16 protein-coding genes are annotated in these 25,195 nt (G+C 48.1%); 12 read left to right on the forward strand and 4 right to left on the reverse strand.

All coding sequences use genetic code 11. From position 1 onward, the window contains the following. The 10 genes from K2G43_RS06720 to folE all read left to right on the forward strand — a co-directional run. A partial coding sequence (locus tag K2G43_RS06720; RefSeq protein WP_300153695.1) for a TonB family protein occupies positions 1 to 609 on the forward strand: 609 nt, incomplete at its 5' end. Between the two features lie 16 nt (positions 610 to 625). After that, a complete protein-coding gene (locus K2G43_RS06725) occupies positions 626 to 1,177 on the forward strand; it encodes a DJ-1 family glyoxalase III (protein ID WP_300153697.1) in 552 nt (183 codons plus the stop codon). A gap of 36 nt (positions 1,178 to 1,213) precedes the next feature. Then, on the forward strand, positions 1,214 to 1,885 hold the full coding sequence (locus tag K2G43_RS06730; RefSeq protein WP_297643076.1) for a 2-C-methyl-D-erythritol 4-phosphate cytidylyltransferase: 672 nt from the start codon (positions 1,214 to 1,216) through the stop codon (positions 1,883 to 1,885). Beyond that, positions 1,873 to 3,969 (forward strand): ATP-dependent DNA helicase RecG, encoded by a 2,097-nt coding sequence (gene recG, locus K2G43_RS06735; RefSeq protein WP_300153700.1) that lies wholly within the window; start codon positions 1,873 to 1,875, stop codon positions 3,967 to 3,969. Before K2G43_RS06730 ends, recG begins: the two co-directional genes overlap by 13 nt. Positions 3,970 to 4,582: 613 nt before the next feature. Next, positions 4,583 to 5,455 (forward strand): M23 family metallopeptidase, encoded by an 873-nt coding sequence (locus K2G43_RS06740; protein ID WP_297643078.1) that lies wholly within the window; start codon positions 4,583 to 4,585, stop codon positions 5,453 to 5,455. A gap of 110 nt (positions 5,456 to 5,565) precedes the next feature. Next, positions 5,566 to 6,108, forward strand: coding sequence for a DUF1599 domain-containing protein (locus tag K2G43_RS06745; protein ID WP_297643080.1), 543 nt, complete (start codon positions 5,566 to 5,568; stop codon positions 6,106 to 6,108). Then, positions 6,098 to 7,390 carry a BT_3928 family protein gene (locus tag K2G43_RS06750; protein WP_300153703.1) on the forward strand — a complete coding sequence of 431 codons (1,293 nt, stop codon included), beginning with the start codon at positions 6,098 to 6,100 and terminating at the stop codon, positions 7,388 to 7,390. The genes K2G43_RS06745 and K2G43_RS06750 overlap by 11 nt, the downstream gene beginning before the upstream one ends. Before the next feature lie 63 nt (positions 7,391 to 7,453). Continuing rightward, the gene (gene tpiA, locus K2G43_RS06755; RefSeq protein ID WP_297643849.1) at positions 7,454 to 8,209 is read left to right on the forward strand and encodes a triose-phosphate isomerase; all 756 of its coding nucleotides are present in this window, start codon (positions 7,454 to 7,456) and stop codon (positions 8,207 to 8,209) included. Between the two features lie 107 nt (positions 8,210 to 8,316). Next, on the forward strand, positions 8,317 to 8,775 hold the full coding sequence (locus K2G43_RS06760; protein WP_297643848.1) for an SPOR domain-containing protein: 459 nt from the start codon (positions 8,317 to 8,319) through the stop codon (positions 8,773 to 8,775). Positions 8,776 to 8,837: 62 nt separating this feature from the next. Further along, a complete protein-coding gene (gene folE, locus K2G43_RS06765) occupies positions 8,838 to 9,425 on the forward strand; it encodes a GTP cyclohydrolase I FolE (RefSeq protein WP_297643847.1) in 588 nt (195 codons plus the stop codon). Between the two features lie 61 nt (positions 9,426 to 9,486). Here folE and dnaG read toward each other — a convergent pair whose 3' ends face one another. After that, a complete protein-coding gene (gene dnaG, locus K2G43_RS06770; protein ID WP_297643846.1) occupies positions 9,487 to 11,571 on the reverse strand; it encodes a DNA primase in 2,085 nt (694 codons plus the stop codon). A 403-nt stretch (positions 11,572 to 11,974) separates the two neighbouring features. Between dnaG and K2G43_RS06775 the strand changes: the two genes are divergently transcribed. Beyond that, complete coding sequence (locus K2G43_RS06775; protein ID WP_300153706.1) at positions 11,975 to 15,952, forward strand: hybrid sensor histidine kinase/response regulator transcription factor; 3,978 nt, start codon at positions 11,975 to 11,977, stop codon at positions 15,950 to 15,952. A gap of 170 nt (positions 15,953 to 16,122) precedes the next feature. On the opposite strand, the gene K2G43_RS06780 is transcribed toward K2G43_RS06775, so the two are convergent. Together K2G43_RS06780 and K2G43_RS06785 are read right to left on the reverse strand one after the other, a co-directional pair. Then, on the reverse strand, positions 16,123 to 19,233 hold the full coding sequence (locus tag K2G43_RS06780) for a response regulator (protein ID WP_300153708.1): 3,111 nt from the start codon (positions 19,231 to 19,233) through the stop codon (positions 16,123 to 16,125). 344 nt (positions 19,234 to 19,577) lie between these two features. Then, entirely contained in the window at positions 19,578 to 19,979 is a 402-nt protein-coding gene (locus tag K2G43_RS06785; RefSeq protein ID WP_297643609.1) for a DUF5053 domain-containing protein, read from the reverse strand. A gap of 266 nt (positions 19,980 to 20,245) precedes the next feature. Between K2G43_RS06785 and K2G43_RS06790 the strand changes: the two genes are divergently transcribed. After that, positions 20,246 to 21,121, forward strand: coding sequence for an Rpn family recombination-promoting nuclease/putative transposase (locus tag K2G43_RS06790; protein ID WP_300153710.1), 876 nt, complete (start codon positions 20,246 to 20,248; stop codon positions 21,119 to 21,121). Between the two features lie 768 nt (positions 21,122 to 21,889). Here K2G43_RS06790 and K2G43_RS06795 read toward each other — a convergent pair. After that, positions 21,890 to 25,153 carry a hypothetical protein gene (locus tag K2G43_RS06795; protein ID WP_300153713.1) on the reverse strand — a complete coding sequence of 1,088 codons (3,264 nt, stop codon included), beginning with the start codon at positions 25,151 to 25,153 and terminating at the stop codon, positions 21,890 to 21,892. Positions 25,154 to 25,195: the final 42 nt, after the last annotated feature.

Consider the following 25,195-nt stretch of genomic DNA (forward strand, 5'->3'; position numbering starts at 1 on the left):
GTGCAGGAATCGGTGGAACAGGAGATAATCACGCAAGAAACAGAAGAAACCGTGGTCATAAAACCCAAAACCGAACCCAAAAAGAAGGAGGAGGTGAAGAAGAAGCCGGTGAAGCCCGAAAAGACGGAAGCTGAAAAGGCGGAAGAGGCACGCAAACTGGCAGAGGCGAAAGCCGAGCGGGAACGCAAGGAAGCCGAAGAGGCAGCCCGCAAGCGGGTGGCAGGTGCTTTTGGTAAGGGGGCGCAGATGGGCAGTAAGGGCGACACGAAAGGCGAAGGTGTGCAGGGAAGTCCTACAGGCAATGCTCCCACCGGTGCCACTTCGGGAACGGGAGGTTATGGCACATTCAATCTTAATGGCCGCTCTATCGGGGAGGGCGGATTGCCGCGACCGGTTTACAACGTGCAGGATGAGGGCAGGGTAGTGGTGACAATTACCGTGAATCCGGCCGGCCACGTGATAGCTACCAGCATCAACCGACAAACCAATACCGTGAATCCGGCCTTGCGTAAAGCGGCGGAAGATGCTGCCAAGAAAGCCCGTTTCAATGCAGTCAGCGGGTTGAATAACCAGACGGGAACAATTACGTATTATTTTAATTTGAAATAGTAGAAGGAGAATAACTATGCAGACAGTTTATGTTTTTTTTGCCGACGGTTTTGAAGAGATAGAAGCGTTTACAGCAGTAGATGTGATGAGGCGTGCCGGATTGAACGTGGTAATGGTGACGGTGACTCCTGACGAGATCGTGACGGGAGCACACGGCATTCCGTTCTTGTGCGACAAGAATGTGGCGAACTGCGACTTCAGCGATGCGGAGCTTGTGTTGCTTCCGGGTGGAATGCCGGGGGCTTCTACGTTGGAGAAGTGCGGTGAGTTGCGCAGATTGCTGCTGCGCTTTGCGCAAGAGCAGAAACCTATAGCCGCCATTTGTGCCGCTCCGATGATATTGGGCAAGCTGGGATTGCTGAAAGGCAAGAAGGCGACTTGCTATCCCGGATTCGAACAATTCCTGGAAGAGGCCGAATACACGGCAGCACGGGTGGAAAGAGACGGCAACATCGTTACGGGCAAGGGACCGGGCACTGCCATGGACTTTGCACTTGCTGTGGTAGAAATGTTGTGTGGCTGCGAAAAAGTGCAGGAACTGAAAGAGGCTATGATGATTGACAATTGATAATTGACAATTAAAATTCTTCATTCTTTATAAAAGATGGACTATGCTTTGATTGTGGCGGGTGGCAAGGGATTGCGTATGGGGGGCGAGCTCCCCAAGCAGTTTCTTCCGATAGGAGGCAAACCCGTATTGATGCGCACATTGGAAGCGTTCTACACCTGCAATCCTGAGATTCGGATTATTTTGGTGCTTCCGCACGACCAGCAGACATATTGGAGACGGTTGTGCGAGGAGCATCGTTTTGTCTTGCCCCATACCGTTGTTGATGGCGGGGAAACGCGTTTCCATTCGGTGAAGAACGGGTTGGCGTTGGTGCAGACACCCGCATTGGTGGCTGTACACGATGGGGTACGCCCATTCGTTTCGCAGGAGGTCATTGCCCGTTGTTATGAGCTGGCGGCGGTGAAGCGTGCCGTGATTCCGGTGACGGATGTGGTGGAGACCGTCCGCCACCTGACGGAATCGGGCAGTGAGACCGTCAGTCGGGATGCCTACAAGTTGGTGCAGACTCCCCAGGTTTTTGACGCGGCGTTGCTGAAAGAGGCCTACGAGCAACCCTATAACCACAGCTTTACAGATGATGCCTCCGTGGTGGAGGCATTGGGCGTGTCCGTCTTCCTGACTCCGGGCAACCGGGAGAATATAAAGATAACCACTCCTTTCGATTTAAAGGTAGCTGCGGCTCTGATAGGTGAATGTTCGATTTAGCCACTCGTGACATAAAGTATCTGTCGGGTGTCGGACCGCAGCGTGCGGCGGTGCTCAACAAGGAGCTGGGCATTTTTTCGCTGCACGACCTGCTCTATTACTTTCCCTATAAATATGTGGACCGCAGCCGCATCTACTCCATTCGGGAGATAGACAATACGATGCCCTATATCCAGCTGAAAGGTGAGATACTCAGTTTTGAAACGGTGGGCGAGGGTCGCCAGCGGCGGCTGATAGCCCATTTTTCGGACGGTACGGGTGTGGTGGATTTGGTCTGGTTTCAGGGCATCAAATATCTGTTGGGAAAGCACAAGGTACATCAGGAGTACATTGTATTCGGCAAGCCAACCCCCTTCAACGGGCGAATCAACATCGCCCACCCCGACATCGACCCGGCTTCGGAACTGAAGTTGTCGTCCATTGGGTTGCAACCCTACTACAACACGACGGAGAAGATGAAGCGTAGCTTCCTCAATTCGCACGCCATTGAGAAGATGATGAGCATCGTTGTGCAGCAGCTGTCCGAGCCGTTGCCCGAAACCCTTTCGCCTGCCATCCTTGCCGAACATCACCTGTTGCCGCTGACGGAGGCGCTGATTAACATCCATTTCCCTGCCAATTCCGATTTGTTGCGCAAGGCGCAGTATCGCCTGAAGTTCGAGGAACTGTTCTATGTGCAGCTGAACATCCTGCGCTATGCCAAAGACCGCCAGCAGAGGTATCGCGGCTATGTGTTCGAACGGGTGGGCGAGGTGTTCAACGCCTTCTATTCCCGTAACCTTCCTTTTGAACTGACCAACGCGCAGAAGCGGGTGTTGAAAGAAATCCGCCGGGATGTGGGGTCGGGAAGGCAGATGAACCGCCTGTTGCAGGGCGATGTAGGAAGCGGAAAGACCCTGGTGGCGCTGATGAGCATGCTGATGGCGCTCGACAACGGCTATCAGGCCTGTATGATGGCACCTACCGAGATTCTTGCCAACCAGCACTATGAGACCATCTGCGAACTGCTGTACGGTATGGACGTGCGGGTGGAGTTATTGACCGGCTCCGTGAAAGGGAAGAAGCGCGAGGCCATTCTTTCCGGACTGCTGACGGGCGATGTGCATATATTGATAGGTACGCATGCGGTCATCGAAGATTCGGTGAACTTCGCTTCCCTCGGTTTGGTGGTGATTGACGAGCAGCACCGTTTCGGTGTTGCCCAGCGTGCCCGGTTGTGGACCAAGAATGTGCAGCCGCCCCATGTGCTGGTGATGACGGCGACTCCCATTCCGCGTACGTTGGCGATGACGCTGTATGGCGATTTGGATGTTTCTGTCATCGATGAGCTGCCACCCGGACGCAAGCCGATTGTCACGCTCCATCAGTTCGATAGTCGCAGAGTCAGCCTTTACCAATCCATACGCAGGCAGATAGCCGAAGGGCGGCAGGTCTATATCGTCTTCCCGTTGATTAAGGAGAGCGAGAAAATCGACCTGAAGAATCTGGAAGAGGGGTATTTGCACATCTGTGAAGAGTTTCCCGAATGCAAGGTCTGCAAGGTGCACGGAAAGATGAAGCCTGCCGAGAAGGATGCGCAGATGCAGCTGTTTGTATCGGGCGAGGCGCAGATTATGGTGGCCACCACCGTCATCGAAGTGGGGGTGAACGTGCCGAACGCTTCGGTCATGGTGATAGAGAATGCCGAACGCTTCGGCCTGTCGCAGCTTCACCAGCTCCGGGGGCGTGTGGGGCGTGGGGCCGACCAGTCCTATTGCATCCTGGTGACCGGCTTTAAACTGGCGGAAGACACACGGAAGCGCCTGGAGATAATGGTGCGCACCAACGACGGGTTTGAAATAGCCGAAGCGGACTTGAAGCTGCGCGGCCCGGGCGATTTGGAGGGAACCCAGCAAAGTGGCGTTGCCTTTGATTTGAAGATTGCCGACGTGGCTCGCGACGGGCAGCTGTTGCAATATGTCCGTGGTATAGCTCAGGCGGTGGTGGAGGCCGACCCTAACGGCACGCTGCCCGAAAATGAAGTCTTGTGGCGGCGGCTGAAAGCATTGCGGAAGACGAACGTCAATTGGGCGGCCATCAGCTGACGGATGCACCTGTTTTCTTCTGAAAGGATCGGGTGGCTTGCATCGCAATCCGGCCTCAATATCCCCCTGTTTGACAGACACAAGTGTCTGTCGTCTTGAAGTCCAGTGTCTGACGTGACAGACACAAGTGTTTGTCACGTTGAACACAAGTGTCTGTTATTTGATTTTATTATTGCTGATAATCAATGTGTTATGAGTGCGCGGATTCCCGACAGGCAAGAAAGCTTTTGTCGCTTTGCATGTTTCATCTTCAAAACGTTGAGATGTCCTATCTTTCTTATCGAACAGCTATGATCCGCTTGTTGGGTTTACGATAGCATAGGACGAGATGAGAGAAACATCCCCAAAAAGGTAAAAAAACAACATTGTTCGTCTTTATGTTGTAAAACATGTATTGTTGTAAAATTCATATTCATAGTGGTTTATGTGGTTTTTTGCTGCTTTTTTCTGATTCTGTTTTCGAAAAAATAGTTAATGCTTCGTTCGCTGTTTCAAATAGAAGTTGTATCTTTGAGAGAATTTTTTGATATCAATCTGAATATTCGCAAGAAACAAGTATGGCAGAGATGTCTGAAGGTGTTTGCGGCGGATATCAAAACGAAAGACGAAACGAATGAATTTGAATTGGATAAAAACAGCAATGTTGGCTGCAACGGCGATGGTCAGCTTGAATTCTTTTTCTCAAGACCTGATTGCCCGTCAAGCCCCCATCGATAGAAAACTGAAGAGCGTAGATTCATTGGCGCTGCAAAAACAAATACGTGCTGAACAGTCCCTGTATCCGGGATTGGATTTATATCCTACTTGGGACAATGAACGTGTGCAGGCATACAGCGATGCTGCTGTCCCCGAAAGCTACACTTTTGATTTGAGAAATTTCTGCATGCCCACTACCAATACCCGTATTACGGATGTGTTTGGTTATCGTCCCCGCAGACGGAGGGTGCACAACGGATTGGATATCAAAGTGTATATAGGCGATACGATTCGTGCGGCTTTTGATGGCAAAATCCGTATTGTGAAGAATCAAGGACGTCGTCGCGGATATGGCATGTATATTGTGATGCGTCATGACAACGGATTGGAAACGGTATATGGCCACCTTTCCAAATGGCTGGTGGAAGAGAACCAGTTGGTGAAGGCGGGCGACCCCATCGCATTGGGCGGAAATACCGGACGTTCTACCGGTTCGCATTTGCATTTTGAAACCCGTTTCTTGGGAATTCCTATCAATCCGGCGTTGATGTTCGACTTTGAGAAGCAAGATGTGGTGGCCGATTCTTATACTTTCCAGAAGGCAAAAGGTTCTTCCGGCACATCACGCAACATGGCATCGGGTGAAGGCTTGTTCTATAAGGTGAAGCAGGGAGACACATTGGGGAAAATCGCAGCCCGTCAAGGTGTATCTATAGACCGGCTCTGCCAGCTGAACAGAATCACACGCAAAACCATCCTGAGACCGGGACAAGTATTGCGTTGCTCATAAAAACGTAAACAATCTTTATAGAAGAGGGTACTTTAATAGAATTTAGAGTGCCCTCTTTCTCTTTTTCTTTAATTATTCCTATCTTTGTGGCGAAATGTAAGGATTAGGAAATGAAAGATACTAAGCAGCAATTTGAACATGTCATAGCCCTCTGTCGTGATTTGTTTTTCAAGAAACTTCACGATTATGGTCCGGCATGGCGCATCCTTCGTCCGTCTTCTGTGACGGATCAGATATTCATTAAAGCCAATCGCATCAGAAGCATTGAAACGAAAGGGGTGACTTTGGTGGATGAAGGCATTCGTTCGGAGTTCATTGCCATTGTCAACTATGGAATTGTCGGGTTGATACAGCTGGAATTAGGGTATGCCGAAGCTGCCGATATGACCAACGAGGAAGCGCTGGCATTGTATGACAAATATGCCGGAAACTCTTTGGAATTGATGCTTGCCAAGAACCATGATTACGATGAAGCTTGGCGCAGCATGCGCGTCAGCTCATATACGGACTTGATATTGATGAAGATTTACAGGACCAAGCAGATAGAGAGTCTGTCCGGACAGACACTGGTTTCAGAAGGTGTGGATGCCAACTACATGGATATGATTAATTATTCCGTGTTCGGCCTAATAAAGATTGAGTTTGGAGATTGATAATAAACATATCGCCTGGAAAGTTTGGGCAAGCCTTTGCCGATTCTTGTTGGGAGCCGCATTTATATTCTCGGGGTTTGTAAAGGCTGTTGACCCATTTGGTTTCTTTTATAAGATTCAAGATTATCTGGCGGCTTTTGGCTTGATTTCCAAGTTCCCTTTTTATCTGCCGTTATGGCTGGGAATCGTATTGTCCGCAATCGAATTCTGTGTAGGCGTTTTCTTGTTTTTGGGCATTCGTCGGAAGGGGAGCACTACGGTGGCATTGCTGTTGATGTCGGTGATGACTCCGTTGACGCTTTATCTGGCTTTGGAGAATCCGGTGTCCGATTGCGGATGTTTCGGTGATGCCTGGGTGCTGACCAATTGGCAGACATTCGGCAAGAATATCGTGTTGCTGGTTGCGGCGGTATCGGTGGTCAAGTGGCGGAACAGCTTGGTGCGTTTCGTTACACCTAAATTGGAGTGGATGGTCTCCATGTACACCATCCTGTTTGTGTTTGCGCTTTCGTTCTATTGCTTGCGCCAGTTGCCGATATTGGATTTCCGTCCCTACAAGATTGGCGCGAATATCAGGGCGGGCATGGAAATACCGGAAGGTGCCAAGCCAAGCGTATTTGAAACCCGGTTTGTGTTGGAGAAGAACGGCGAACGGCGGGAGTTTGCGTTGGATGATTATCCCGATAGCACGTGGACGTTCATAGAGTCGCGTACGTTGCTGAAGGAAAAAGGCTACGAGCCTCCCATTCAAGAATTCTCGATGTTGAGTCTGGATAGTGGCGAGGAGATAACGGACCATGTGTTGTCGGACGAGGGATATACCTTCTTGCTGGTAGCCCATCGCATTGAAGAGGCGGATGACAGCAACATTGACCTTATCAACGAGATATACGATTACAGCGTGGAGCATGGTTACGGCTTTTATGCCTTGACCTCGTCTTCGGGCGATGAAATAGAATTGTGGCGTGATAAGACAGGGGCTGAATACCCTTTCTGCCGGATGGATGACATTACGCTGAAAACGATTATCCGTTCCAATCCGGGCTTGCTGCTGATAAAGGAAGGAACGATATTGAACAAGTGGAGCAACCAACAGTTGCCGGATGAATATGCCTTGACCGATGCCTTGGAACGGTTGCCCTTGGGGCAACAGAAACAGGTCAGCGATTTGCGCACAATGGCCTATGTCCTGTTGTGGTGCATCATCCCGCTGCTGCTGGTGATTGGCATGGATATTTTAGTTGTCAGGCGCAGAGAACGACAAAGCCTCAGACAGCAATAGCCCGCCATGCCAGATAGTAAATAGTCAAATAGTAAATACATTAACCCTTTAATAATAAACAAAATGAGAAAGAACATTGTTGCAGGAAACTGGAAAATGAACAAGACCCTTCAAGAGGGTATTGAGCTTGCAAAAGAACTGAATGAAGTGCTGGCTAACGAAAAGCCTAATTGTGATGTAATCATCTGTACTCCGTTTATCCACCTGGCATCTGTTACTCCGCTGGTGGACGCTGCCAAGATCGGTGTAGGTGCAGAAAACTGTGCAGACAAGGTATCCGGTGCCTATACAGGAGAAGTTTCAGCCGCTATGGTTGCTTCTACAGGTGCCAAATATGTAATTCTCGGTCACTCTGAGCGTCGCGCTTACTATGGCGAGACAGTTGCTATTTTGGAAGAGAAGATCAAATTGGCTTTGGCTAACGGCCTGACTCCTATTTTCTGTATCGGTGAAGTGTTGGAAGAGCGTGAAGCAAACAAACAGAACGAAGTGGTTGCCGCTCAGTTGGCTTCTGTATTCTCGTTGTCTGCCGAAGATTTCTCTAAAATCATCTTGGCTTACGAACCGGTTTGGGCCATCGGTACCGGCAAGACCGCTACTGCTGAACAGGCACAGGAAATCCACGCTTTCATCCGTTCGCTGATTGTTGAGAAGTATGGCAAGGAAGTGGCAGAAAACTGCTCTATCCTTTACGGCGGTAGCTGCAAGCCTTCTAATGCGAAGGAATTGTTTGCCAATCCGGACGTTGACGGCGGTTTGATTGGTGGCGCTGCTTTGAAGGTTGCTGACTTCAAGGGCATCATCGACGCTTTTAATTAAACTGAAAGTTGAAAAGGTGAAAGTTGAAAATGGAAGGTGTAGTTGTGTTTGCAAGGTTATTTCCCATTTTCAACTTTCTATTTTTCATTATGTAAAGAGATTCCATTATGAAGAATCATTATTTGCTTTTAATTGTATGTCTGTCTTTTGCTCATTTTGCTGCGGCGCAGAATAACATTGTGAAAAGTCTGGAACGCAGTGTGCCGGGACAAGGCAAAGTAACCATCCATCAGGATGCCCGCATTGCGGCTTTGATAGGTATGGAATATGTTCCTACCGGTGCGGGCGAACGGAAAGTGATTAAGAGTTCGGGCTATCGCATACAGGCGTATGCCGGTAACAACACCCGTCAGGCCAAGAATGAGGCCCATAAGATTGCGGACCGTATCAAGGTGCAGTTTCCGGAGTTGCCGGTTTACACCACTTTCAATCCTCCCCGCTGGTTGTGCCGTGTGGGAGATTTTCGCAGCATCGAAGAGGCGGATGCCATGATGCGGCGATTGCGTGCTACCGGTGAGTTCAAAGAAGTATCGATTGTAAAAGAGCAGATAAATATCCCCTTGTAATCTCTTGCGATAGAGAAGAGAGCAGGAAGGTAAATTGTAAATTCTAAATCATAAATCTCCTCATGTTGGAAAAAGAAGAAATTGTATCTCCCTCGTTGGATGAACTGAAGGAACACTATCATCGCATCCTTACCTTGCTGGGTGAAGATGCCGGTCGCGAAGGCTTGCTGAAAACACCGGAACGGGTGGCGAAAGCAATGTTGACATTGACAAAAGGCTATTATATGGACCCGCATGAAGTGCTTCTCTCCGCTAAGTTCAAAGAGGAATACAGTCAGATGGTCATTGTGAAGGACATCGATTTCTTTTCGCTTTGCGAACATCATATACTTCCGTTCTATGGGAAGGCGCATGTGGCCTATATCCCCAACGGTTATATTACGGGATTGAGCAAGATAGCCCGTGTGGTGGACATCTTTTCCCACCGTCTGCAAGTGCAGGAACGCATGACGCTTCAAATCAAAGAGTGCATTCAGGAGACACTGGATCCGCTCGGGGTCATGGTGGTGGTAGAAGCCAAGCACATGTGCATGCAGATGCGCGGCGTTGAGAAGCAGAACTCCATTACGACAACTTCTGATTTTACCGGTGCTTTCAATCAGGCCAAGACGCGTGAAGAATTCATGAATCTGATCCGGCATAATTCATAAGAGGATGTGTCGGAATGACTTTTCGGGCACGGAATGACGAGGCATTTCACGGTTCTTACCCTTAAAATCCCGTTACCACTCGGTCTCCTAACCGTTTTGCCATGATGCTTTTTACCTCGCGCAATTCGCTGTAGCGCTTCATGATGCTGTTGCATTGGGTCTCGTCGTTGGTGACAGCCGGGTCTTGTAGGGCAAACATGATGTGTTTCAGCTCTTCGCTGACGATGGCGTATTTGAAGTTTATCGTCAACATGGGCACCAGTTCGTAGAGGCGTTCCTCGTCTGCTACAATCTTTTGGTTCTTGGAATGATATTTGCTTAACTGGTAGCGGTTGCTGATAAGCTCTACGCACAGCTTGCTGATGACCGGGTCGGGATGGGCGATGAAGTAGCGTTCGGCGATGAATCCTTCCTGATGGATGTGTTCGGCGGCTTCTGCCAAAATCTGTCGGTGAAGCGGATTGTGGAAGGCCAGGTCGTCTTCTTTTAGGTCGTTGACTATATATTCGGTGACGGTCAAGGGCATCTCTTCTCCTTCTTCGTTGGTGACGTTGCACATCACTTTCTCTCCATGGCGTACGACCATTTGGAGAATCAGCCGTTCATATTTGTAAAACTCTTGTCCCTCTTTTCCTTCTTGTGGGATGAATGATACATACGCCTCTTCCGGCAGGGGAGAGGGAGGTGTCGCGGTGGCCAGACTTGCGGTCAGCGGCACATCAGTTCCGGCTTGCGGCACGATGGCGTTGCCGTTATGGAGGCCTGCTTCCGCGTTGGCTCTTGCCGCATTGGCGGCGCGGCGTTCGCGTTCCGCCCTTTCTGCTTGTTGCTCAGCCTGCTTCTCGCGCCGTTTGGCCACTTCGGAAACAAGCAGCTTGTCTTCCACATGCAGCAGTTGGGCGCATTCCTTGACATAGACATCGCGGACGATGGCTTCGGGAATGACGGAGATACTTTGCACGAGGTTTCCTATCAGTTCGGCGCGTTTGATGGGGTCTTTTCCCGCATCTTCCAGCAGCAGGTTTGTCTTGAAGCGGATGAAGTCTGTCTCATGTTCTTGGATGAAGGCCTGAAACTCCGTCGCGTTGTGCTTGCGGGCGAAGGAATCCGGGTCGTCTCCATCGGGAAGGAGGCAGACTTTGATGTTCATGCCCTCTTCCAGCAGCATGTCTATGCCGCGGATGGAGGCTTTGATGCCGGCGGCATCTCCATCGTAAAGCACGGTCATGTTGTTGGTGAAGCGGTGAATCATGCGGATTTGCCCGGATGTCAACGCCGTACCCGAAGAGGCGACCACATTCTCGATACCCGACTGGTGCATGGAGATGACATCCGTATAGCCTTCTACCAAGAAGCATCGGTCTTGCTTCACAATGGCCTGTTTGGCGAAGTATATGCCATACAGCTCATTGCTCTTGTGGTAAATCTCCGATTCAGGGGAGTTGACATACTTCACCTTTACGCCTTTGGTGGCACTGGCCAGCACACGGCCTCCGAAAGCCACCACTTTCCCCGAGAGCGTATGTACCGGAAAGATGACCCGTCCCCAGAAGCGGTCGCGCAGGCGGTGGTCGTCTGTCTCGTAGCAGAGTCCGGTCTTGACGAGGTATTCTTTCTTATATCCTTTTTTCAGCGCCTCTTGCGCGAAGGCGTCGTGGCTTTCGGTGCAGTAGCCCAGCTGGAACTTCTCGATGATGTCGTCCCGGAAGCCCCGGTTTCGGAAGTAGGCCATGCCGATGCTGCGTCCGTCTATGTGGTTTTTCAGGATGTGCTGGAAGTAGTCGCGGGCGAAACTATTGACGATGAACAGGCTTTCCCGTTCGCTTTGCGCCATTTTCTCCTCGTTGGAGAGTTCCCGTTCTTTGATTTCTATGCCGTACTTCTTGGCGAGGTATTTCAGCGCTTCGGGATAGGAGAGTTGCTCATGCTCCATGATGAAGTGCACCGCGTTTCCGCCTTTTCCGCAGGCGAAGCATTTGCACAGCCCTTTGGCGGGCGATACGTAGAAAGAGGGAGTCTTGTCATCGTGGAACGGGCACAGACCCACATAGTTTACGCCGCGTTTGCGCAGTGTGACAAAGTCGGAGACGACATCGATGATTTGCGCGGCATCCAGAATCCTGTCTATGGTGGCTTGGTCTATCATGGTTCCTTTTTTTGGCGGGGCAAAGATAAATGATATTCCTTGGATAATCAAATTTATCATCTGCTGTCGGGTGAAATGAGCGGTTTGGCATACGAGTTTCATTTATCGGACTTAAATGAAACTCGGGGGACAGCACGGCCCTTTCATTTAAGGGAGTTAAAAAGAATTATCAGCGACAAGTCGGCTGAGGAGTTAAAGCCAATGCGCTCGTAACGGCATCCTGCACAAGCGTATCGACTTTAACTCCTAATGAAGTAAGGCGAAGTGATAACTCCTTTAACTCCCGTAAATGAAAAAACCGTGTGGGGACAGATATTCTTTTGCTCCGTTTGTTTGCTTTTGAATTATTTTTCGTTAGATTTGCGAGTTGATTTAATTTTCATAAGGAAACATATACAATTAGATGGACAGAAGAGGATATCATCCGTTGAAAAAGACCTTCCTGCTGTTTGCCATATTCGTTTTGTTCGCTCAAGTAGGTATGGCGCAGTCATACAGGTACATCGGCAGGGAAGATGGCTTGAGCAGCCAGAGGGTCAACCGCATTCTTCAGGACTCTTTGGGTTACGTCTGGTTCCTTACTTCGGAGGGACCGAACCGTTATGACGGCAAAGAAATCAGGCATTATCAACTGACCGATAAGGGGGAACCGTTCAATGTCCAGGTCAATATGAATTGGTTGTATGCCACGGATGACGGGGTCTTGTGGGGGATAACCCGAAAAGGCCGTATCTTTCGCCATACACCGGGATATGCCTATTTTGAACTGGTCTATACACCTCCGTTGCCCGATAAGGGAATCGCTTCGCCTGCCGTCACTTGCAGTTATATGGATGTGAACGACTGCATCTGGCTCTGTGGCAAGAACCGGATAGAGCTGTTTGATATACGTTCCGGCAAGATGTCCCAACTCTCGCATACGATAAGCGGCACGATCACTTCGATTGCGCAGTTGGACGATATCCACTATTTCATCGGTACGGAGACAGGGTTGTATAGAGCGTCGCTTGACGAGCGGCGGACATCGCTTTCCTGTGAGTCGGCATACGACCGGGAGCTTCCTGTGAGTGAGTTGTTCTTTTTTGAGGAGGTGAACAAATTGTTTATCGGTACTTATAAGCAGGGAGTATGGATTTGTGATTTATCTTCTTCCGGCGAATTGCATTCGGACGCGACGTTGAGTGATGTGAATATCAAGCGGATTCTGCCATACGGCGACAAAGATGTGCTGATTGCCACCGAGGGAAGGGGAATTTATCGCATGGAGGCCGATGCGTGCAGTGCCTATCCGTACATTGTAGTGGATTATATGACTCCATACGGCCTGACGGACGATAATATCAACGATGTCTATGTGGAGAGCGAGGACCGCATCTGGATTGCCAGTTATTACAGTGGAGTCACAATTCGCGACAACCGTTATAGTGGTTACCGGTGGTATCAGCATTTCATAGGCAATCCTCAGTCTGTTGTCAACAGCCAGATACACGAAGTCATGGAAGACAGCGACGGAGACCTTTGGTTCGGGACGAGCAACGGAATCAGTCTGTATAGTTCGAAAACGAAGACCTGGCATTCATTCCTGAGTACGTTCGATCATGAGCAGGAGGATAAGAACCATGTTTTTCTGGCGCTATGCGAGGTCTCACCCGGCATCATTCTGGCGGGCGGATATACTTCCGGACTTTATCAAATCAACAAACGTACTCTTACGGTGGAGTATATCTCTTCTTCCCGTTTCTTTCAATTGAGCCAACCTACCGACCAATATACGTATGACATGCTGATGGATTCGGAGGGTAAAATCTGGTCTGGTGGCTACAATCTGAAGTGTTTTGATTTCGAGCATGGGAAGTCGCGGCTTTATCCGGGCTTGAACTCCGTCACCAACATCTGTGAGAAAGACAGCACTTCCATGTGGATAGGAACTATTGCGGGCTTGTTTCTGCTTGATAAGGAATCCGGTGATTTCCGCGTCATCGATTTGCCGGTGGAGTCTATGTATATCTGCGCTTTGTATCAGACGGAAGAGGGACTTCTGTATATAGGAACCAGTGGTTCCGGTCTGGTGATTCACGACCCGCAGGAGAACTCTTTCGTCCAGTATCACACGGAGAACTGCGCCCTTATCTCCAACAACGTACATTCCATATTGCCGAAACCTGACGGAAACATCCTGCTTACTACAGACAACGGCATCACTCACTTCTCGCCCTACACGATGTCTTTCACCAACTGGACGCGCGACCAAGGACTTATGAGCGTGGTGTTCAATGTGAATGCAGGCATCTTATGCAGCAACGGGCGGTTCATATTGGGGAGCAATGACGGCATCATCAGTTTTCCGTCGGACATGCAGATTCCCCAAACGGTTCTCTCGCCGATGCTTTTGAGCGACTTGAGGATATCCTATCAGGCGGTCTATCCCGGTGACGAAGGCTCTCCGCTGAAAGAAGATATCAACGATACCAAAGAGTTGAGGCTGGCATACAAGCAGAACACTTTCTCCTTGCGGGCTTCCTCCATCAATTATGACAATCCTTCCAACATCCTTTATTCGTGGAACCTGGAGGGATTCGCCAAGGAGTGGACTGCTCCCGCAGCAAGCGGAGTGATACGTTTCACCAACCTTCGGCCGGGGAAATACACGCTTCACATACGATCCGTTTCCAGTGAAGAGAAATACAAGGTGTATGAGCAGCGTAGCCTGCGGATTGTCATTTCTCCGCCGATGTGGGCAAGTTCGTGGGCAGTGGCTGTTTACGTGGTGCTGCTTATATTGATAGTCGGAACGGTTTACCGCGTCATCGAGTTGCGGAAGCAGGAGAAGATGGCAGAAGAAAAGACACGCTTCTTTATCAGTACCGCCCACGACATCCGTACCCCTCTGACGCTCATCAAGGCTCCGTTGGAGGAGGTGGAGCATAAGGAAATGGTCAACGAAGAGGGCAAGAAGCATCTGGACATGGCTTTGAGGAATGTGGACGTCCTGCTGCGGCTTGTCAACAACCTGATTAACTTTGAGCGGGTTGATTCTTACTCGTCCGGTTTGCATATCGCTGAGTATGAGTTGGAGTCCTATATGTCGGACATTTGCGATACCTTCCGTTCGTATGCTGATGTCAAGCATATCCAATTGAAGTACGAGAGCAACTTCAGCTATCTGAACGTATGGTTCGACAAGGAGAAGATGGACTCCATCTTGAAGAATATCCTGTCGAATGCGGTGAAATATACACCGGAAAACGGCAGCATCGATGTCTGTGCCTCCGAATCGGGCAATGAGTGGAGCCTTGAAGTCAGGGATACGGGCATCGGTATTCCCGATAATGAGCAGAAAGGACTTTTCCATGCTTATTTCCGTGGGAGCAATGCCATCAACATGAAAGTGACCGGCAGCGGAATCGGATTGATGCTGGTGAAGAGGTTGGTGCAGTTGCATGGAGGAAGCATCTCCATCAAGAGTGCGGTGGGCGAGGGTACCTGCGTAAAAATCATTTTCCGCAAGGGCAACAGACATTTCCACAAAGCTAAAATCGTGAATCGGGTAGTGGAAACGGGCAGAACGGTAGAGGAGATGGCGGCCGTTCCTGCTGTGGTGGAAGGTGCGCAAGGGAATGAGCAGTCCAGACGCCTTCTGATAGTGGAAGATAACGATGAGCTGCGTGCCTATCTGGTGAATACCTTCCGGCCGGATTACCGGGTGGAAGCTTGCCGGAACGGCAAGGAAGCGCTGGATATTGTCCGAGAGTTCGGTCCTGACCTGGTCCTTTCGGATATTATGATGCCGGAAATGTCGGGAGACAAGCTCTGCGCTGCCATTAAGGAGAACATCGAGACTTCCCACATTCCGGTGCTTTTGCTGACGGCCCTCAGCGATGAGAAGAACATCCTGGAAGGACTGCGGGTAGGTGCCGACGATTACATAGCCAAGCCTTTCAGCGTCAACATTCTGAAAGCAAGTGTCGAACGCCTGATACTCAACCGTGCCTTGTTGCGCAAGAAGTACGGAAGTCCTGATTTCGAGCATGAGAAATGGCCGAAGGGATGCAAGGACTCACTGGATTGGAAGTTCATATCCACCGTCCGAGAGAACATCGAGAAGAATATGTCCGACCCTGAATTTACGGTAGATACCCTGTGTGCGCTCCATAACATGAGCCGCAGCAGCTTCTACAACAAACTGAAGAGCCTGACAGACAGCTCGCCTGCCGATTACATTCGGACGATACGCTTGCAGTATGCCGCCCGTTTGCTGAAAGAGGGGGATGATTCCATTACCGAAGTGGCGGAGCAGACCGGATTCTGCGACGCAAAATACTTCCGGGAAGTATTCCGCAAGCATTATGGCGTCAGCCCGAGCGAATACAGGAAAAGCTGAGTGGCGGGGCTGTCTGAAAAACTTGTCGCTGCTTACATGGTGTGTCACGATTTTAGGCACGGATTTCACGGACTTCTCTTTGCTTATCAATCCGTGTACGGTGTAATCCTTGCCTAAAAAAAGTATGACAGACGCTCACAGAAAGCCTGTGGCGGTTTACGGTTTACGGCTTACATCATCATAAACCGCCCGTTGATGGTATGTTCCAATTTCTCTCTCAGTTTCTGTATGTCGATGGGCTTGGACATATATCCGTTGAAACCGTTTTGCATGATGCGTTCCTTGTCCGATGCGAAGGAGTAGGCGGTGATGGCAATGATGGGAACGGTTTTTGAAATCTTCCGTATTTCCCTCGTTGCTTCATAGCCGTCCATTTCGGGCATATTGATATCCATGATGATGACATGCGGGTGATAGAGGGAGTAGAATTCTACCGCTTCTTCTCCGTTCCAGGCATGAATCAGTTCGTAGTCTTTCTTCAGGATGGATTCGAACAGCATGTAGTTGCTTTCATTGTCTTCGGCTATCAGGATGACGGGCTTGTTGCCGTTGGGCTTTTTCAGGAGGGTTCCTGTGCCGGTTTGCTGCTTTTCTTCTTGCAGGATTTCCGGTTTGTAGGGGATGGTGAACCAGAAAGTGCAGCCTTTGCCTTCCCCTTCCGATTCCACTCCGATTCTTCCTTTCATTCTGGAGATGATGTTCTTGCATATCGAGAGCCCCAAACCTGTTCCTTGCACAAATGAGTTCAGTTTGGTGAACCGTTCGAATATCTTCTTTTGGTTTTCCTGCGAGATGCCTACTCCTGTATCCTTCACGTAGAAGTAGAGCTCATTTTCGCGGACTTCATAGCCGAATACAATCTCTCCCTTCTCGGTGAATTTGGTGGCGTTGACCAGCAGGTTGATGAGCACTTGCGAGAGGCGGTTCTGCTCGGTCTGTGCATAGCAGACGGGCAGTCCGGGGACGAACCGCAGACTGACACCGGGTTTCACCTTGCTTTCCACGGTTTTTTCCACCTCTTTGGCCAACTGGTTCAAATCTACATACTGATAGTTGAATTCCATGGTGTTCGCCTCTATCTTTGACAAGTCCAGAATGTCGCTAATCAGTTGCAGCAGCAGTTGGTTGTTGGTTTCTATGATGTTGACAAACTCCTGACGCTCGCTTTCGTCTTCTGTAGCGGTCAGCAGGCTCGAGAAACCTACGATGGCATTCAGGGGGGTGCGTATTTCGTGGCTCATGTTAGCCAGGAATGCCGATTTCAGCCGTTCGGATTCTTGTGCTTTTTCTCTGGCCGAAATGAGGGCCATTTCCTGTCTTTTACGTTCTGTAATCAACAAGAGGGAGCCGACCAGCGACACCGGACAATCATTGGCGTCGCGCCTCTCCACCGCCGCATTGATTTCCAGCCAGTCCGTGATTTTCCTGCCTTCTATTTCAGAGACCACCCGATACTCTTCCTTCACCTGCTGTGTCTTTCCGGAGATAAGGCTCTCATATACGTGGTAGATGCGCTCCTGGTCTTCCGGATGTATCTTTTTGAAATACACGGGCGCTTTGATGATGTCCATTTTGGGGGTGGATTCTTTTTCTTTCGTGAAGTTCAGGTGGCTCAGAATCTTGTTTGCCTCGCAATAGATTAAGCCCTCCTTCAAGTTCCAGCGCCACGGTATGATTCGTGCGATGCCCAGCGTCATTTCCAGTTTCTGGTTCGTCTGCCGCAGGGTATGTTCCGCGTCTTTGCGTGCCGTGATGTCTATGGCGAAGATGTCCAATGTCTGTTCTTCGGATGCCGTGCAAAGGATGAACTCGTAGTATTTGTTTATTTGTTTGAAGTAGTGGGTGAATGTTACCGCCCTCTTCTCTTTAAATACCATTTCGGTGAATTTGGACATGTATTCTATTTGTGCGAAGGCGTTCTTTTGCGGGTCATTTTCGGCTTGGGCAAACAGGCTGTTGAAAAGTTTGTTGCCGCACCGGTATTTCATGCCCGTAATCTTTCCCTCTTGGTCGAAGATGGCCTTTGCCTGCACATACAATATCGGCATGTTGCGTATCAGTGTGTCGTGGGCGCTCAGCAGCTTGATTCTGTTTCTTTGGTACTGGTATTTGACCAGCATGATGACAGCTAACGAAAGTAGCAATACGATTCCGCAGATAATCCACCAGCGATATTCCTGCCAGAACGTAAGCGGTTTGTTGATGAATATCGTATCCTCCGGACACAGGGAGGTGTCGATACCGTCTATCAGCAGCTGCGCGTAGTTGACGAAAGGATGGGATTGTTTGCTGTAAGCGAATGGAATGTCACGGGCCTCCGTTCCTTTGAATAACAGTTCAAGTGCGGAAGCGACAGACTGTTGTATCTCCATGCGGTCGTAGAAATACCCTCCGGTGAACCCCTCCTTGTAAACGTAGGCATTTCTCAATGCGAATACGGGTTGGCGGGAAGAGGCCACCAGTTGGAAGTCTCCGCTGATGATGGAGGGGAAGCCCAACAGATTCTTGCGCTCATAGAACCAGGTGGAAAACAAGATACCTACTTCCGGGTCATCGTTCAGCAAGTGGATTTGCAAATTGTTTTGGTTGCCCTCGTGGCCTACCAGGCGTTCATAGAGGAGGTGCGGATATCGGGCTGCGATGTAGGATTGGATTTGGCGGTCCAATTTCTGGTTCTGGTAAAGCTCATCTGCCGCAAACAGCAGTTTTTTCATTCCGGGCAGCATCCGTACCATCATGTCGATGGTTTCCTTGTAGTTGCAGGGCGTTTCAATAAAAGTGAAATTATACGCTTGCCGTAAGTCCGCCAGCGGTTTTGAGATGCTGTCGGGGATGTCTATGGGACGTCCGGTGAGGTAGTACGATTGCGGGGCGTATGTGTCTTCGGTGCCGACCAGCACGATTGGGATGTCTCCCCATTCGCGTACGATTCGGTCTCTCAGCGTGAAGGCCATATTGCCGAGAAGGACGAGGAAATCCGGTTTCTGATGCTGAAAACGCCGGAAGATTCCATTCTCCATTTCTTTATACAATGAATCGTTGCGGATGAACGTCTCGTTCATGTGCACCACATCGGCTGTGATGTTTGCTAAGGGAGCGGTTTGCAGTAAGATAGGAGTGGTGACCTCCTGGCTCCAAGGAGCGCTCTCGTTGTATGAATTTATGATAAGCAGCCTACGCTTCTTTTCATGGGTAGTTTCGTTGGCAAACGACAGGCTGAAATGCAGCAAGAGCAGGCTTAAGCAGATGGCATACCTCAGTAGATGTATATAGAATCTCATAAACTATTGTATTAAAGCAATTAGTTGGCTGTCATTATTGATGTATAAATTGCACAAATGTACTATAAATGTGTTTTAGCACGGTGGCTAAGCGTTAAAATTAAGGGTAATTAACGCATTTATCCGCTAATTCCGCGTCTGAAAAATAAGTGTAAAGTCTAAATGAAAGAGCCGTGACCGTTTGTAGGGCTGTACCTTGGTGCAGCCGCCCATTTGCATGCTGTCGGCCGGCATTTCGGAGGTAGCGGGGCACATCCTTACATTGAAAAAGAGGATGCCCGCAGACACCCTCTTTGACGTGCCGCACAGGTTCTATGTGCGGACTTTTGTCAATAAGAACAATCCTAAATGGAAAGAGAACCTATTTTTTTGCTGATATCTTGCAGTGCGAATCTCAACGTACACAATTCTTCTTCATTGAATGCGCATTTTTTTCCATGCACCATATTTCCGTTCAATCGTTGGGAGAACCATGATTTTGATTTGTTGAAATAAGTCTCAGCTATATATTTGAAAGAAATCATATTGGATATGCTTTTGAGAGTCTCCAACATATTCAGTTCTTCGTTCGTTTCATCCAGTTCCTTGCCGATGTCGTTCAGCATCAGAAGCACATACTCTGAAATCAACGCCTTGTCTTCATCTGAAGTATAAACTCCATTCATTTTCTCCAGACGTTCCTCAAATGCAGGAGTACCTAACTCTGCTTTCAACAATTCAAGTTCTGTTTTCAAATTCTTATTCATGGCCTATTCTATTTTTGAAGTATAGGAATGCTTAATCCCTATTTCCTTGAGTTTGTTTTTTTAGTTCTTCAATTCTCTTTCTAGCTTCCAAAATGTCATCCAGATAAGCGTCTATTCTTTCTGCTACAGACGTTCTCTGACAATCTGACGGGGGATGGAGGGAAGAGGTGAAAGGAGGTGAAGAGAGGAAAGTGGCATTAATATTGGGAACCCATTGTGGCAAAATAACAAGAAAAGCGGTATATTTGCAACAAAAGCCGATAGATATGAAGTATTTGGACCCCAAAGCCGACCTTACCTTCAAGAAGGTATTCGGCAGCCAGCCCGATGTAGTCATCAGTTTCCTCAATGCGCTGTTGCCTTTCGAGGAAGGAAGGGAGATAAAGGAAATCGAGTACCTGAACCCGGAGATGGTGCCCGAGAACCCGCTGCGGAAGCACAGCATTGTGGACGTGCGGTGCAAAGATTCCCGGGGACGCCATTTCATTGTGGAGATGCAGATGGTCTGGTCGCCGGAGTTCAAGCAGCGTGTCCTTTTCAACGCCTCCAAGGCATACGTTCGCCAACTGGATTCGGGCGAGGACTACGAGCTGCTCCAACCCGTCTATTCACTCAACCTTGTCAATGACATTTTCGAGCCGGACCTCCCTGATACCTACTACCATTATTACCGGCTGGTGCATGTGGAGCATACGGAGAAAATCATAGACGGCCTTCACCTGGTCTTTGTGGAACTTCCCAAGTTCACTCCGCACACGTATGCGGAGAAGAAGATGCAGGTGCTTTGGCTGCGCTACCTGACGGAAATCAACGAGCATACGCAAGAGGTGTCGGCCGATCTGATGGCACACCCGGAGATACGCAAGGCTGTCAACGCACTGGAAGAGTCCGCTTTCTCACGGGAACAGCTTTTAGGCTATGAAAAGTTCTGGGACATTGTGAGCGTAGAGAAAACGCTGTTCAGCAGCGGGGAACGCAAAGGATTTGAAAAAGGCAGGGCTGAAGGACGTGAAGAAGGCAAGGCGGAAGGACGCGAAGAAGAGAAGTATGCCATTGCCCTTAAAATGAGGCAGCAAGGGATCGATTCGCAAATCATTGCGCAATGCACGGGGTTTGCGCCCGAAGAGATTGAAGCGTTGTAGAAGACTTCTCTATCATCAGTCAGGCCGAAATCCTCCTAATCCGATAGGGAGGTGTGTCAAAACGAAAAGGAACCGACATAACGATAGATTTTAGGCACGGATTACACGGATTTACACGGTTTTTTCCTTGACTAATCCGTGAAATCCGTGCCTAAAAGAAAGTGAGATGCATGTTTGCACATCTACCTGCAATTCCCCCCTATATTCCCCGGTTTGACAGACACTTGCATCTGTCGTCTCAAACACTTGTGTCTGTCGGCTTGAACACAAGTGTCTGTCACGTTGGACACAAGTGTCTGTCAACTCATTTTTTTTATATCTGATAATCAACGTTGTATGATTATGCTAATTGTCGTTAACCGTATTCAATTTTCTTATTATAGTTCATCTAAAGTCGTTTTTCATTTGAGAAAAGTGCGATTTTTTGCATTTTGGGGCGTGGAATGATATTATTCACATTTTATGGCTTTCGCAATCGGTAAAAAGCAATCTTTCCGGCTCATCCGGAATTTGGAGTGGTAATCGGGCTTTCACTGACTGACATCCTGAACGCAGTGAAGCATCTCTTCTCCTTGGCACGCATAAAGGGAGTGGATTTTTCACTGCATTCCCTTAGACAGGTGGTTGGCCTTTGGGGGATACCTAAGTCGTTATCAATTCCTGTGGTTGGGGAGGGACGGAAAGAAAATATGCCTCATGCTGCCGGGGAGGGCGGGCATGAGGCATATCGGAAAGATTGCGAAAATCGTATTGGGGGTGTGGAGTGCTTTATTTCTTTTTTACACAGCGAATGAAGGCGGCATTTTTACCCTGTTGCGCTGCGTATGCACCGTATGGAAAAAAGTCAAAAGTAAAGTAGTTGAAATCCCATCCTAGTGCAATTGCATTCTCAGTTTTATCTATATCCCCTGCATCTGCTTTTCGATCTAACCAATAAACTGCTCCAGGTCGCATATATATATCATAGAAAAGAGGGGCGTCTATTAAGCCATTCGGATAAACTTCCCCTTCACCTATTTTTTCATTAGGAAACTCTTCGTTTCGATTACTAGAATATCTCAATATACCTGCACCTTTGTTATTAGAAGTCTTGATATCTCTATCTGCCTCTTTTCTGTGACCATATCCGGAAGCCCCAATAGGAAAAAACAAACTTTTCCCGCTTACTTTGTTATATACAAAGCTGCCTCGCATTCCACGTCCGGTATGTTCATAATCGTATTCATAGACCTCCTTCAAATCATCCAAAGTTTCATTGGATTCATTTCCATACAATACCCCATATCCTTCTGCAATATCTTCATGGTGGTATAATACTGCAAAATCGTTATAAGACGCTATTTTAGCATTCTCTATATTAGGTTCAGCAAAAGCGGGAGTTGTTGAAGAATAAGAAGTTGCTATATCGCTCCATTTTGCCGTCTCCTTATTTAAATTGTCATCGGTTGCAATTAGTAAATTATTGCTGTTGTTTACAAATGAACTAGGCTTTACGTTAATCCAATAACCATCACCAGTGGTGGGATTTTTATTGCACATTGCGTCTATAGGATAGTCCCAATTGCCAAATTTAAATAGAGAGCCCTCTTCCAAGGGAGAATCAGTTGTTTTGTTTTTGGTTTTCATATTATATGCAAGCCATTCGCTTCCTCCCTCGATCAAGGAATCCGGTGCATCGCCTTGTCTTACGAAAATCAGATGATAGCAAGTATAGTTGTGATATTCCACCCGTATTATGGCATAACGGTTTTCGTCCTTTCCGCATGTACCATTAAAGTTAATATCGAAATCTATCATAGAACCGGTTTCTCCGCCCACTTCTTCACCTGGAGTTGTGGCATTATTATTGCTCAGTGTGATAAAATTCTCTGTACCACAATATACATACGCTTTCCAAGAACCTTCTGAAGCAAATGATGTAAATTGCGTTTCATTCTCTTTGGGCAGACGTTTCAATTGTACGTGAAACTTATTGTCGTTATCATGTTTGCGCCAAACTCCTTTAGGATTGACTATACGGCGTACTTGGTAAATGACTGGATTCTTTAAATCTTTATCATTTCCATTTGTTACCTCGATTCCACTAAAATTTGTGCCATCTGTTGATATTTGCGTACCATCTGTGAATGTGACTACTATTTTAATTTCGGCCTTGCGCTGGTAAGCTACATACGGGTTGTTGCCAGTATAAGCACTTGCTTTCATTAATTGTTTGGCACGGGTGTATAGAGGGACTTGTAGGTGATATACAGTGTCCCCTTCGTTTTCGATGATATATTTTCCATCTCCTTCGTCATCCCCATAGCTTTGGCTTTCACCTTCTTTGGGTAAGGCAATCCCTTCTTCTATATATTTACGTTCTCCTCTTTTATGTTCTTCATAGTAAGCTTGATTTGAAGTTACAGTAATGGGGTTCTCGTTGGGAAGAACCAAATCTTTTGTTCTCCGAAGAGAGAGAAAACCATTCCATTGATTTTGATATGGTAAATCCATCTCTTTACAATAGGCAAAGTCCTTATCAGGATTATTGGGCGCCCATCTGTTATCTACAATTTTTGCCTCTATTTCCTGAATGGTTTTTCCTCCGGTTCTAATTTTAAGAGGAAGCATCATGGAGTGGTTATATAAATAGGATATGTAATAAGGATTGGGAACTTCAATACCAGGGTCAGGCTCTTCGTATTCGATGTGCCAATCTACATCGTTGGCATACTTGTTGAATTTCAGTGTCAACTTGTAGTGATGATTGCGTTCTGCATTGTAGTCAGTAGTAACATTCTTGCCCAGCATGAAGCGGTAGATGATGTCACCATTACTCACCCGCCCATGGACATTAGAAACGTAATAGGCTTTAACTTCAATATATGTGCCGTATGGCTTTTGGTCTTTATAGAATGTATCTCCGGGCTTGTTGTTCATTCCCGGGGCATCAAGGTTTCCATCCCCATCTGCATCTTGTTGCTTGTTTTTTCCAGTTCCCTGCATGTTTTCATAGAAAAAGAGGGCTTCATTCTTTTCTCCATGAGCCAGTTTGGCATAGCTGGCTTTATCTTTGTCGTAATCCGCTTTCCATACAGATACTCCGTTGGGGGCTGTGTTTTTGTTCGTATAATAATAGAACGGTTTACCTTTCGTGATACGTGCCGGATAGTGCTCATCATAGGATGTTGTTCCTTCGGCATACGTGATGCTTTCACCATCTATAAGTGCTCCATACCTGTTTTTGGAATTTTCGTCAAGATTGATAGTGCTCTCTTTGCCTAAATAGCATTCAGTCGGTATATCTTTAATGGTTACAGATTTGAGATAAATAAATACATTCTCGTGAAGGGCGGAACCGTCGTATGCGATGGTCACTTTGGATGCCGCACGGCGTATTGAAGCATGCAGACTGGCTTTGGGTTGGTTTATAATAGCTAGTTCATCCTGCTGTTCACTTCCTTTTACGGTGAAGTAGCCAAACATCTGATTGTTGGCTGCTATATTGTCTGCATCCCATGTGAGGGAAATGCTTTTCAATCCTTCTATTGTTTGAATGGCTTCGGAATACTTCTCATTGGTAAGAAGGTCGCCCATGTTTGCCACCGCATAGATGTGGTAGCGTCCGTAGGGGATTGTCAATTTAAAATCAGCATGGGGCGTTTGGGATTCAGCAGAAGGTAACTTCTTGTCTTCACCGTCTATTGATTCCGTTTTTTCGTCTCCACTCCGGTCCATGTCTTTGAGTGTGTATTTCCCTTCACTGGGAGTGGTAACTCCATCTCCGGCATATTCAAGCGGATATTTCTTCAGCAACTCTCCTTTCTCATTATACAGCAACACGCACAGGCTGTTGATGCTCTTTATGATATTGCCTGCCGCGCGTGTGTTTCCGTTCAGCGCAGGGGTAAGGGGTTTGAAATTCACGGTGGCACTGACGAGGCTTTCGCCTTCGCCTATCTCGCCGCCATTATAGAGCAGGTCGTCTTGACAGGCGGCGCTGCCGAGAAACAATATGCACAAAAATATATAAATTGAAAAATTCTGTTTCATATCAGTTGCTGTTTGAAGTAAGTATGTTTAATGAAGGGGATT

It is taken from the genome of Bacteroides sp., assembly GCF_029057325.1.
Classification (GTDB): Bacteria; Bacteroidota; Bacteroidia; order Bacteroidales; family Bacteroidaceae; genus Bacteroides.